General features: G+C 48.7%; 14 protein-coding genes. 6 read left to right on the top strand and 8 right to left on the bottom strand.

Going from position 1 to position 12214, the window contains the following annotated elements:
- Positions 1-99 precede the first annotated feature (99 nt).
- Positions 100-930 (bottom strand): Crp/Fnr family transcriptional regulator, encoded by an 831-nt coding sequence (locus H6F93_RS21725; protein ID WP_199313881.1) that lies wholly within the window; start codon positions 928-930, stop codon positions 100-102.
- Between the two features lie 110 nt (positions 931-1040).
- Between H6F93_RS21725 and H6F93_RS21720 the strand changes: the two genes are divergently transcribed.
- Positions 1041-1961, top strand: a complete 921-nt coding sequence (locus tag H6F93_RS21720) for a CheR family methyltransferase (RefSeq protein ID WP_190685212.1) — start codon at positions 1041-1043, stop codon at positions 1959-1961.
- A gap of 13 nt (positions 1962-1974) precedes the next feature.
- On the opposite strand, the gene H6F93_RS21715 is transcribed toward H6F93_RS21720, so the two are convergent.
- The 3 genes from H6F93_RS21715 to H6F93_RS21705 form a co-directional block, all read right to left on the bottom strand.
- Positions 1975-2724, bottom strand: coding sequence for an HAD family hydrolase (locus H6F93_RS21715; RefSeq protein WP_190685210.1), 750 nt, complete (start codon positions 2722-2724; stop codon positions 1975-1977).
- A gap of 12 nt (positions 2725-2736) precedes the next feature.
- Complete coding sequence (locus H6F93_RS21710) at positions 2737-3669, bottom strand: NmrA family NAD(P)-binding protein (protein WP_190685207.1); 933 nt, start codon at positions 3667-3669, stop codon at positions 2737-2739.
- Positions 3670-3812: 143 nt separating this feature from the next.
- On the bottom strand, positions 3813-4502 hold the full coding sequence (locus H6F93_RS21705) for a helix-turn-helix transcriptional regulator (RefSeq protein WP_190685205.1): 690 nt from the start codon (positions 4500-4502) through the stop codon (positions 3813-3815).
- Positions 4503-4648: 146 nt separating this feature from the next.
- On the opposite strand from H6F93_RS21705, the gene H6F93_RS21700 reads away from it, so the two are divergent.
- The 3 genes from H6F93_RS21700 (at position 4649) to H6F93_RS21690 (ending at position 6901) form a co-directional block, all read left to right on the top strand.
- Positions 4649-5800, top strand: coding sequence for an MFS transporter (locus H6F93_RS21700; protein ID WP_190685203.1), 1152 nt, complete (start codon positions 4649-4651; stop codon positions 5798-5800).
- A 268-nt stretch (positions 5801-6068) separates the two neighbouring features.
- The gene (locus H6F93_RS21695) at positions 6069-6236 is read left to right on the top strand and encodes a DUF1427 family protein (RefSeq protein WP_190643782.1); all 168 of its coding nucleotides are present in this window, start codon (positions 6069-6071) and stop codon (positions 6234-6236) included.
- 35 nt (positions 6237-6271) lie between these two features.
- Entirely contained in the window at positions 6272-6901 is a 630-nt protein-coding gene (locus H6F93_RS21690; RefSeq protein ID WP_190685201.1) for an FMN-dependent NADH-azoreductase, read from the top strand.
- Positions 6902-7056: 155 nt separating this feature from the next.
- On the opposite strand, the gene H6F93_RS21685 is transcribed toward H6F93_RS21690, so the two are convergent.
- Positions 7057-7614, bottom strand: a complete 558-nt coding sequence (locus tag H6F93_RS21685; protein WP_190643780.1) for a hypothetical protein — start codon at positions 7612-7614, stop codon at positions 7057-7059.
- 167 nt (positions 7615-7781) lie between these two features.
- Between H6F93_RS21685 and H6F93_RS21680 the strand changes: the two genes are divergently transcribed.
- Together H6F93_RS21680 and H6F93_RS35385 are read left to right on the top strand one after the other, a co-directional pair.
- A complete protein-coding gene (locus H6F93_RS21680) occupies positions 7782-8672 on the top strand; it encodes a S1C family serine protease (RefSeq protein WP_190685199.1) in 891 nt (296 codons plus the stop codon).
- Complete coding sequence (locus H6F93_RS35385; protein ID WP_199313880.1) at positions 8662-9330, top strand: LuxR C-terminal-related transcriptional regulator; 669 nt, start codon at positions 8662-8664, stop codon at positions 9328-9330. The genes H6F93_RS21680 and H6F93_RS35385 overlap by 11 nt, the downstream gene beginning before the upstream one ends.
- Before the next feature lie 36 nt (positions 9331-9366).
- On the opposite strand, the gene H6F93_RS21670 is transcribed toward H6F93_RS35385, so the two are convergent.
- The 3 genes from H6F93_RS21670 to H6F93_RS21660 all read right to left on the bottom strand — a co-directional run bounded on the left by H6F93_RS21670 (position 9367) and on the right by H6F93_RS21660 (position 12173).
- On the bottom strand, positions 9367-10143 hold the full coding sequence (locus tag H6F93_RS21670; RefSeq protein WP_190685198.1) for an amidohydrolase family protein: 777 nt from the start codon (positions 10141-10143) through the stop codon (positions 9367-9369).
- Positions 10140-10679 carry a hypothetical protein gene (locus H6F93_RS21665; protein ID WP_190685197.1) on the bottom strand — a complete coding sequence of 180 codons (540 nt, stop codon included), beginning with the start codon at positions 10677-10679 and terminating at the stop codon, positions 10140-10142. Before H6F93_RS21665 ends, H6F93_RS21670 begins: the two co-directional genes overlap by 4 nt.
- Positions 10680-11015: 336 nt before the next feature.
- Complete coding sequence (locus H6F93_RS21660; protein WP_190643775.1) at positions 11016-12173, bottom strand: hypothetical protein; 1158 nt, start codon at positions 12171-12173, stop codon at positions 11016-11018.
- Between the last annotated feature and the right edge of the window lie 41 nt (positions 12174-12214).

Raw genomic sequence — 12214 nt, 5'->3', positions numbered from 1 at the left:
GTTTGCAAAATCCCGCTTCAAGCGCATAAGTGCGATCGCGCTTCTCAGCACATGGGTTTCCTGGCTCATTTCCTGCTTGCTTTGCCCAAAACTGTGGCGTTACGGTAGTACTTTGTGATGGTTACCCAGCAAGCGATCGTATTCCTCCTTAACGGTGTGGAAACACTCACACGCAGAGGCTTCTAATCCGGGTCGATCTAGGACATGAATGTGCCCACGCTGGTAGCGAATTAGACGACGATCCTGAAGCGCTTGGGCAGTTTGGGTGACTCCAGCACGACGCACCCCCAGCATATCGGCAATAAATTCCTGGGTTAAAGCTATCTCATCTGCCTCTACGCGGTCATGCACTTCTAGCAACCAGCGAGCCAATCGCTGGTCTAACTTGTGAAGACTGTTGCAGGCAGTAGTTTGTGAGATTTGGGCAATAAAGGCTTGGGTGTAGCGTAGCATCACATCGCGCAGGTCTTTATTACTATCAAACTCTTTGAGCAAGACCCGCGCATCAATTTTTAAGGCATCCCCTGCGTGTTGCACAATATAGGTGGTTTGCGTCGTTTCTCGACCTCCCATAAAGGCGTTGACCCCTAGCACCTCCCGATTTCCGACCAGTCCCGTTTCAGCCGTTGTGCCATTACTCATCATCAACGTGATCGACAGCACGCAATCTAGAGGGAAGTAGAGATCGTAGATGATCTCACCCGGATCATGCAGGCGATCGCCCAGTTGTAGCGAGACTTTTTTGAGAGCAGGAGTCAGTTTTTCAAATAAGGGTTGGGGTAGAGAATCAAGCAGACGATTTCTAGCAGCCATAGCAATCTCGTAGCTCGTACCCATAGCATAGCTCCACAGGAGGCGATCGCACTTCGTACATAGGTGAGAGATTGTCCACCGTCCAGTCGCCCATTTCAACCAACAGAAGGATATCAAGATTTTCTCCTGTACGAAACTGGACAGAGCCTCAGATAGGAGAGCATCTAAGATTTAGACAGTCGTTAGCTTGTTCAGTTCAACCCATAGATTCAGGTTAGCTGCTATTCATGTACCATTGTTTGCCTCCTAACATAACCGTTTCACCAACAGAAACAACTGATTTCACTGATTCGGCTGACCTGGAAGACTTACTGACGTATCTTAAGCAAGTTCAGCAGATTGATCTCACGGGTTACAAGCGCCCTAGCCTCTTGCGTCGAGTTCGGCTGCGGATGCGGGACGTGAGAGTTGAGCATCATCAGGACTATCTTGACTATTTAAAGCAGCAACCGGATGAAGTTACCCATCTCTTAAATACTGTTTATATTAACTTCACTTCCTTCTTTCGCGATCGCCCCGTCTGGGATCATCTAGAGAATGAAGTGATCCCCAAAATCATTGCAAGCAAAGCACCCGACGAACCGATTCGGATCTGGAGTGCAGGGTGTGCTTCGGGAGAAGAAACCTACTCATTGGCAATCCTATTAGCAGAAGCCTTGGGAATAGAGCAATTTCAGCAACGAGTACGAATCTACGGATCAGATGTGGATTCAGAGGCCATCCTGCAAGCCCAAAGAGGTTGCTACTCCTCTTATGCCGTTGAGCCAGTTCCCCCTGACCTTTTGGAGAAATATTTTGAGCCTACAGCGGAGGGCTACTGTTGGCGGCGGCAGCTTTATCACTCCGTTATCTTTCGGACTCGCAACTTGATTCAAGCTCCACCCCTGCCCCGCATCGATCTACTGCTTTGTCGAAATATGCTGATGTACCTCACGTCAGAAACTCAAATCCGAGCATTGGTTCGGTTCCATTTCAGTTTGCAGCCAACCGGTTACCTGCTAATAGGACAAGCAGAAAATTTGGTTTCCCATATTCAAACTTCACTTTTCCAATCTGTCCATCGGCAAGCCAGAATATTCACAAAAGTGCCAAATGCTCATCGGGACAGACGCTTGCTCCCGTTGGCTTTTGGCTCGATGACCAGCTAGAGACGGAATTGGCTCACAGCACCAACTCACTCAAATCTTGAACTACAATATCGGCTCCATGTTGCAGCAGGGCATCAGCCTGTTGAGCGCGATCGACTCCCACAACCAGACCAAACTGACCGGCTTGACCGGCTTGAACTCCTGAAAGCGCATCTTCAAACACCACCGTTCGGCTTGGCTCAACTCCAAGCTGTTGGGCTCCTAGCAAGAAAGCATCTGGAGCAGGCTTGCCAGCCAGGTGCAGTTCGTCAGCAAGATTGCCATCGACGATCGCACTAAAGCAGTCTTCAATATCAGCTACTTTGAGCACTTCTTTGCAGTGATGGCTAGAGGATACAACCGCTGTCTTCAATCCCTGCTGGCGCAAATGGCGAACCAGGGTCACTGAGCCGTCGTACACCTCAATCCCTTGAGAATGCAGCACCTCATCAAAATAATTGTCCTTAAAGTTGCCCAGCCCACACACAGTGTCATAGTTGGGTGACTCGGACGGATCGCCATGAGGTAGCTGGATACCTCGCGATTCCAAGAAACTCTCCACGCCGACATACCGCATCTTGCCATCAACATAAAGCTGGTAGTCATTCGCCAGATCAAATGGCGCAAAAGGTTGACCCGTTGTTTCGCTGTGCTGCTTGAGAAACTGATCAAATAAGCGCTTCCAGCAGGCCGCATGAAGCTTAGCCGTTGCCGTCAACACCCCATCTAAATCAAATAGAGCCGCGTCAAAGCGATCGGGTGTAATGCGGTGGGTCTGGTTCATAACAGTTTGCTCTCAATTAGGTATCGTCAACGTTTCGTCTGCCCAATGGCTTTCTTCCAGAAACTCCTGAAAAGTTGTTAGTAAGCCGGGAAACTCCTGATCCCGCAGGTGGGGCACATCTGCCTGATAGCCATGATTGCGATACCACTGGATCAGGTCAAACAGTGACTTGCGAAACAGGAGTAGAAAGATCCACGGCGGCACTTCCTTATAGACGACTGGTTTTCCCTGAGCTTTGGCAAATGCGTCTGCCATTTGTCGGGGTGTCAACACATCTCCAGCTAGCTCGATCGCTTTGCCAATGTATTGTTCAGGATGTTTCATCACATAAGCAGCCACCCGTCCCATATCTTTAGTGGTGATCAGGTGAAGGGGCTTAGTCGGTTGCACTGCGAAGGAGAATGAGCCTTTAAGCACAGATGGACGCGTATACCGCTTCCAAAATTCCTCCATAAACAAGCAGGCTCGTAGCATCGTAGTCGGGAGTCCAGCTTGTTGAAGGATTTGCTCTACCTGATACTTTTGCTCGATATGTCCAATTCCTGAATGGCGATCGGCTCCTCCAGCAGAGTTGTAGACGAAATGGCGAATCCCGCTTGCTTGAGCCACCTGGGCTAATACTCTGGCTCTAGAAACCTCACGAGGGTCAGGCTTAGCAGAATCTCCGGCTGTCGCATGACAGTAAACCCGCTCAACTCCTGCAAAGGCTTTAGCTAGAGAAGTGGCATCATCCAGATCAGCTTCCACTAGCTCTAATCCGGCTTGGCTGAGTTGAGCCAAAGAGGGTCGGCTTAAATCAAGCTTACGGGTAAGAATTCGTGGGTCTGTAATGCCCTGCTCCAGCAGCCCTTGAATCGCATGGTGCCCTGTACCTCCAGTGACTCCAATCAGGAGCACCTTGCCAATCTGACCCTCTACACCGCTGGACGAATCAGAACTGCTCATTGCGATCGCTCCTACCCCACGATTACTTCAGTCTATCCAAGCAAAGAGATTTTACTCCTTGACCCAGGAGTTGTTTAATACCGATTTCAATAGATTTCGCAACACACCAATTTCTGTAAGGGCGCACTGCGGTGCGTCCCTACCTATATTTGCAACATGCTTAAGCTGACTTGATAAGCGCAACGCCGTTCTCCGGCAATGATATGTTCTACACGCTCAATGTTAATTTCATTTCCCAAGATAGATTGAAAGATTTCTAACTCCTTGGCGCAGAGTCCAGTGCAGGCAGTAGCAGCAGCGCAAATCGGGCAGTGATTCTCCACAAACAAAAATGAGCCATCTGGTTGAGCCTGCACCTCTGCCATGTAGCCTTCATGAGTGCGAATTTCAGCTAATTTGTGTAGACGTTGCTTGAGCGTTTGCTCCGCAGTTGTGTCGGGTGCTAGCTTACCTTCCATTTGCTGAGTGTAAGTTTCAAGCTGTTGCCGAGTGCGAACTTCTAACAAGCGGTCTAGCCCTGCTTCACCAAACGCTTCTTTGACAGAATTCAGCAAACTTAAAGTGAGTTCTGCATAACCATCAGGAAAGAGGCGATCGGCGGCCGGGGTCAACTGCCACAGTTTTGCAGGTCGTCCCATGCGTCGCGGTTGTTCCTGGTAGGTCACCAGTTGTTCACCCTGCAAGGCGTAAAGGTGCTGCCGCACTGCCATCGCTGTAATTCCCAGACGAGCAGCAAGGGTTTCTGCATCCAAGCTGCCCTCCTGCTTTAAGAGTTGAACGATCGCCCGCCGCGTCCGAACAGCCGTTTCTTGAGTTTGCGTTTTCTTGACCATAGTTAGATCTTTACCACACCTACAAAGTAAAAAAATCTCTTTACAAAGTCAATGGCGATCGCCTACTCTTTTTATAAAGGTTTTTCTTTAGAAACCAAGGCTTCTAAAATTCAACGTAAAAAATTTCCTGTATGTAGGAACTAGCGATGAAACGACCTGCTTTAATTGTCGCGATCGCCATTTTTCTGATCACCCATGCCACCAATCTACAAATTCCTTTGTATGGTACTTATGCAAGACTAGCGGGATTTGGTAGTAGCATCTCGGCGATCGCCTTCTCGACCTATGTGGCGGGGCTGCTACCCACATTAATTTTGCTAGGTGGAGCGTCTGACCGAATTGGACGCAAAACGGTGATTCTCACCAGCTTGTTATTGGTCTGTGTTGCCACGTTTTTGATGATTGCCCAACCTACAATTTACACCCTGTTAATAACACGGGTGTTGCAAGGAGTCGGGGTGGGGTTAATTACGGGAACCGGAACCGCTTATTTATCTACTCTGATGCCTCAGCACTCCGCTAAAGTTGCTGCTTACGTCAGCTTAACCACTGCTCTAGGATTTTCTAGCGGTGCCCTGTTTACCAATGCAGTTCTCTCCATTCAGGATTCATTGGTTCCATTTAGCTATTGGGTTGTCTTTGGTTTGATTCTTGGTTGCATCGGCTTAACTTTTGGCATTCCTGAACAGGCAACTACATCAACTCCCCTGATTCGACTGCCTGTATTTCCTTCAGCGACAATCTGGGCAGGACTAGCAATCGCCCTTGCTTGGTCATTAGCAGGCATTGTAGGCATCATCTTACCCGCTCAACTCACGCATTATGGGCTACCCAACTGGTCGGGTCCAATGTTATTCATCATTGTGATTGCAGGAGTTTTTTTTCAACCTGCTGCCCGACACATGGAAGCACGGCGATCGCTCCAGCTCGGTTCATTGCTACTGGTAATTGGATATGCCTTGTTTACGTTGGGTACAGCATTTGAAATTTTGAGTTTGGTGTTGATTGGGGTGGCGATCGCAGGTACAGCTTGTTACGGATTTACTTACCTGGGTGGATTGGCTGAAGTCGTGCGACTAGATAGCGCTCAACCAGCACGAGCCATTTCCGGCTATCTTGTCTGTGCCTATCTGGGATATGGCATTCCTGTGATTTTAATTGGCTTGCTCTCCGATCGCTTTGGTATTGTCAATACCCTTATCGGATTTGGAGCTCTTTTGTTGGTCAGCAATGCCTTACTCATTGCTGTTTATCAAGCACTCAAGCAGAAGAAACGCCAACCTCATGAGCTTCTGTAGAAACATACGATTTGGAGTAATGGTTTCTCATGCCTTCTTACAGCGTATTGGGTAATTTCCTGTTTTTGCTTGGCTCACTTCTATTCACATGGGATGCGATTAACAATACTTGGATAAGTTTTTCGCCAAGATCATTTCTCATTTTAATGGCGTGTTGTCTTTTCACGACTGGCTGCGTTCTATTTCTGCTAGACGCTCTGATAAAAACGAATTCTTCAACTCGTTAAGATACATAGGTTTTTCATCTAATCAATCAGAGGTTCAAATCATGAAGGAATTTATTCTCTCGTTAGTTGCAGGTTGGATTGTGGGTGTTTTATTCGGGTGGTTAAAACTGCCGTTACCTGCACCTCCGCTGATGGGATTTGTCGGGGCACTCGGAATTTTATTAGGTGCCTGGTCGATTGATCAGGTCAAACACATCTTTCACTACTAATTCAAGTATCAAACTTACACAAAGGATGTCTAAACATGGCACATATTCTACAAGTAGATTCAAGTCCGAGAGGAGAACGGTCTATCTCTCGTGCATTAACTAAACAGTTTGTTCATGCATGGCAACACACTTATCCAGAAGGACACATCACCTATCGGGATGTAGGAAGACACCCCATTCCACCCATTGATGAAGCTTGGATTGCAGCAGCATTTACCCCTCCCGCTGGGATGACTCTAGCCTTAGAATCTGCTTTGGCGATCTCGAATGAGTTAATTGATGAAGTGTTGGCAGCGGACTTTCTGGTTTTTGGTGTTCCTATGTATAACTACAGCGTTCCTGCCAATTTCAAAGCCTATCTGGATCAAATTGTTCGGGTAAGGCGAACCTTTGTGGTTAGTTCTGATGGCTATGAGGGACTCGTGAAAGGCAAGAAAGTAGTAGTCATCACCACGCGAGGTGGCAGTTATGCAGGCGAGCCACTAGATTTTCAGGAGCCCTACTTGCGGGCAGTGTTTGAATTGCTTGGCATCACTGAGATTGCCTTTATCCATGCAGAAAATTTGGCGATGGGAGCGGAAGAACGACAATTGGCGATCGCCACTGCCCAAAAATCTATTCATCAACTCATCACATCTTGGCAGCCGTCCATGCAGCACTCATGATTCAAACCGACTTGTTACCTGTGTTGCTGTAATAATTTGGAGGGTTTCTTACAGCCATTTTCGGATGGGTAAGCCATAGCGTAGGGGCAGTTCGCGAACTGCCCCTACAGAGATTTGTGGTTTATCCAACTGGAAATGGCTGTAAGGATAAATTTCTACCGTATCCCCCATACAGTTTCTACATGTTGCCGAAATGGAGTGGTAATTTCTCGTGGTGTGTTTTGAATGTATTCCACGACGCTATCCTGGTCAGATTTAGGAACTTGCTCAAGGTACTGCATTGCCGTCTCAACAGAAAATTCAACTCCTAATTCTTCGGTAAAGTTAGGAGGAATTGCTGTCCAAACTGCGGCGGGAATTTGCTGTTTGTGACACCATTGCCGCACAATGCGATCGACATTAACTTGTTCGGGATAGTCTTCGATAGAACTCAGATTTTGCTGTAGGTCGATGTAGCCAGTTTCTTCTGGACTTGCATTTTCTCGATCTTGGATGTCTTGAATCACATCAGCAAGATTTGTCCGCGAACTCCAAACAAACTGTGTAGGACAATCAGCGCCATTCACCGGATCAAGTACCAATGTGAGTGGACGGGCAGTTTTGACCCGTGTAAACTCTAGCGGAAGCACAGGGCCACCCTGCTGCCAAGTTCCTTCATAGGGGAGATCCTGAGGTTTCCAAATTAACGAACTCCAACCCAAAATTGCGATCATGCTTCTAACTAAACACGGAAATCCAACAGCTTCCCTATCCTAACGAATGCTCAAAGGTTGGACGGACTGGCTCCCTAGCCATTTTTCTAGGGGCATGGCTACCGATTTGCCTGATGCTGATAACCAGAACGATTTGGCATTCTAAGGAAAAGCATTGGAGAATTGCCATGACGACCCTATCAGACTTTTCGGATGAACTGGCAAATGCGATCACCCAAGCTGCTCCGATGATTGTCACCTTACCATCGGGACGCTTTGCCATTAGTGGAGTTCATTGGCGATCGGGACTTGTTGTCACCACTGTTGATGCGGTGCGCTGCAAAAGAGATATGACGCTGATGACTCCAGAGGGTGCGTTGTCTGCAACTGTTGTGGGCACAGATCCGGGAACAGATCTTGCAGTGCTGCGCGTTGATGCGCCTGATCTACCGACTGCTGAGTTGGGCGACCTGGATACACTGCGAGTTGGGCATTTAGTGTTAGCGCTTGGACGTTCGGATGATGGTAATATTCGCGCTAGCTGCGGCATTCTAGCATCACTGGGAGGAGAGTGGCAAAGCTGGACAGGCGGTCGAATTGATCGCTTAATTCGTCCTGATATTCGACCGTTTCCAGGATTTTCTGGCAGTCCGCTGCTCGATACTCAGGGTCATGTTTTGGGAATCAATACGACGCATTCACGCGGTCGCTTTGCCATTACCATTCCGATCACAACGGTGAATCGCGTCGTGGATCAGTTGGTGCAGCACGGACGAATTACACAGGGCTATTTGGGCGTAGGACTACAGCCTGTGGAGTTGACGAAACAGTTGAAACAGTCACTCAACCTCACTCAAGAGGTGGGTGTGTTAATCGTGAGTGTGGAAGCAGATAGCCCCGCCGATCGCGCTGGAGTACTCATTGGAGATATTTTATTAACGTTGAGGGGTGAGGCGATCGCCAATGTGCAAGCGCTGCGATCGCAGCTTCGGTCAGAGCAGGTCGGTCAGCCCATTACTGCACAAATGATTCGGGGCGGACAGCTAATCGAGTTGACTCTAACCGTCGGTGAACGTTAACCCTGCCTGTGAGGAAGCTCCGGTGATTCGTGTTTTGATCGTGACTCGCTCATTAATCATGCAAGCAGGGCTGGAGGCAATGCTAGTCCGCGAGCCAACGATTCAAGTCGTCGGACGTACAGTCGATCTGACGACGCTGGAGCAATTCTTCCGCTCTCAACAGACCGATGTGGTGGTACTGGAGTTTGCCCTGCTGACAGATACCAACCTGGAGATGCTGACCAGTCAAGAGGAAGTAGCGATCGCTCTCCTGGTGACCCCAACTGAAGCCTACTCTGCCACAGCACTGCTGAAATCAGGTGTTCGCGCAATTCTACCCCTGGATATCACAACGGACGAAATGATTCTCACGGTTGAGGCAATCGCGGCGGGTTTGGTAGTTTTGCATCCTGATGTATCTGACGTTCTGCTTCAGGAATTGCCTGAATCGAATGAACCCGTACATTCTGAGGATCTGGATGCCCCTCTCACTCCTCGCGAAGTGGAAGTGCTGCAACTGTTGGCAACGGGACTGGGGAACAAGGCGATCGCCCGTCAGCTCAACATCTCTGAACACACCGTCAAGTTTCACATTAGCTCGATCTTCTCTAAGCTCAACGCTTCTAGTCGCACCGAAGCAGTTACGCTGGGAATGCGGCAGGGACTTATTTTTATTTAATTCAGCTTCAATTCAGAGCTAATTCAAGTAGTGGTATTACGACACCAGTGTATTCTCTGCCCCTATTCTCGGTCTTGACGGTGTTTGCACTTTTTGAAGCAGTCGTAATAGATTTCTACCCAGAATCAATGCTTCCTGTTTAGGAGGTAAACCGAGCAAACGAATTTTGTGTAACTCTAGACCGGGATGTAACCAGGGACCATCCGAACCAAAGAGAACTTTGTGGGCACCGCCGCGCTTCACTGCTTGTACCACGTAATCGAAGCGTCGAACGCCTGATGTATCAGCGTGAACATTGGGAAATCGAGCAATTTGATCAATGACTCTCAGATGAGCACGCCAGTCATCAGCAAAACTGCCAAGATGGGGCAAGATGAAATTCACGTCTGGGTATTGTGGAGCCAACAGTTCAATGACATCTGTTTTGCCAGCAACATCGTAGAGGAGGGGAAGCCGAAAGCGATGGGCAACCTCACACACTTCGCGAGTAGCAGGGGCTTCATGTCCGTGAACTTTGATGCCGCAAAATCCCCACTGGTTAACTGCTTGCTGAATAATTTGATAGACACGACCGCGATCGCGCTGAGCATGAATAAAAGCAAAACCAATGAAGCGATCGGGATACCTGGCGACGATTCGAGCCGTATGGGCGTTCGCCTGTCCATAGTTACTGTGAAAGGGCGAAAAGATGACTGTTTTGTTAATTCCCACAGTATGTGCCCGCTTCAAGTAGAGTTCAACAGGTGCATCTGTATCCCAGGGGCCCGTGAGTAAATCACCTTTTCCAGCATGACAGTGGCAATCAATGATCATCGATAAGCCCCCGCCGTATTTTTCGAGGGAACCTCCTGAGTTGTCAATATCCTAATTCTAAGCTTGTCAAACTTCTTCTTCTTATCTGCTCTAACCAGCCCCTGTGCGCTCTTGCCAATTGTGTCAAGGGTCGATTGGAGCCTACGGGATAAATTTGGTGTAACCACTAAAACTTTGCCAAATGTTGCTAAATACCTTGTAATCTGCGCCATCTTGCGACCGTTCATTTTCTCAGCAAGTGTAATTTCGACAGGGGTACCTCTGTATTGAGAGTCTGGGTGCCCTGTACCTATTACTTTCTCTCCTGGTTTGAGCCTGAACTGTGCCCTTACAAGCCGTTCGTAGTCACAACCTGCACAGTTCTGATCAGTTTTTGCTAACTTTATTATTTCAGCTTGTAATTTAGCCGCTTCACCAGTAAAGGGTTTAGCTCCCTTGGTAATCTCAACTAGTGGTGGAGCTTTAACGGGCGCAGCCATGTATTCTGTATCAGAGCGAAGAGGTGCTTCGAACAACCATTGATTTTGCAGCGTCATTGTTTTCTCCTTATCCAACAATCTCTGGAGACGGCATCAGTTTCTTCGCGGGTACTTATAGAAATTGAGTGATTCAGTAAGGCGGTAAAGCCTGCTCAAAGAGCCGCGTTTGCAGGCTCAGATACCTGATCAAACAAGAATGAGTCTTTGAGGCTCGGGGATGAGATAGCTGAGGCTCATGAATGAGGCTTAAAGATTCATTAATAAGTGTCTGAATCTCGCTGACGAATATCTGAGACTCGTCAGCGATCGCCAAGCTATTACGCATGGGACTTAAAGATTCAAACTGGACACTCAGAGCTTGGTGTTTCGGACCCGCATATTGAACACGCTGCCCTAGCCCATCATTTTTGGGCCAGGCATCATTCCCCTGGGTCTGCCAATTATCGGTTCGCGACGCATTCCAGAGGGCGGCGCACCGGGCATGTAAACCTGACGCGGTGGCGGAGTTGGGCGGCTAACGCGCATTCCCTCTTCGCTCGAAATCCACTCTTCGGCGTATTCGGCGATCCGCAGCAGCAGAGCTTCAAACTCGCTGCGGTTTTTCTGAAGCACAAACGGTTCTGCTAACCAGCGAATAATCTCACGTCCAGCAACCGCCATCCGGTTCATCGTACTAGCATGAACTGATTCGTGGAAGTACTGCCACAAAACGAGTTCAATCAGTTCCCAGGCGTTGTCGGCTCCAAATTGAGCGCGAACATCAGACGATTCCAGGATCTTAAAGCATTCAGCTAGTGCTTGACTGGTTTCAACGCGCAAGACGTTGATGTAGCCGTAGGATGAGTTCTTCAGGTTGTTACGGAGGTCTAGTCCAGAGCGGCGAACGATCGCAATTGAGCCAAATGTTGGATCGGTAGCGCGTTCGCGAATTACCTCACTGATGCGCTTATCACGCCAATATTTTGCCGCTTCGCCAATGAAGTGTGAGAATAATCCGTGAAACTGGGGATTGGGACGCGCACCGGGTCCAGGATCAACCGTGGTGTAGCCAAATACGCGCCGATAGGCTCGCATCCGTTCGCGTTTGTGATAGCGCAAGATGTTGTGCTTGTCGAAGCGGTAGAGCCCATAAGCACCCTCACCGCTAGAAATTCGCAGTGTACCGGCTTGAAAGAGTTCTTGCAGTTTGTCGATCACGCGGAACACGCCGAGCCGTTCGTGCATGTAGAGGTAATAGAGGTCGGCGCTCGCCAGGATACGCTCACTCCTGACCGTATCATCATAATCCACTACCCCACTTGATACTCGTGCATCACCAAGATCGGTGGTGGCATCTTTACCGAATCCAATTAAATCAGCCAGTCCCCCATCTGCTGGAGCACCTTTCCCATTTTGAGAAGCGTCATATTTTTGTAGCTGGTCATCGACCATGCGGTTGAGCACTTCTGCCAACTGCGGGTTAGCAACCAGTTCTGGTCCGAGTTGTTCGATTGTGTTTTGCAACAGTGCCGCGATCTGGTCATTGCGGCGATCGTAGTCGCGTGCTTTCATAATCAGATTCCTTATCAATAGTGCAAACGAAATTCACGAGT

This window comes from Leptolyngbya sp. FACHB-671 (genome assembly GCF_014695745.1).
Taxonomy (GTDB): domain Bacteria; phylum Cyanobacteriota; class Cyanobacteriia; order Elainellales; family Elainellaceae; genus JAAUTN01.
Note: the sequence above shows the minus strand (reverse complement) of the source record. Positions and strands in the feature narration are given on the sequence as shown.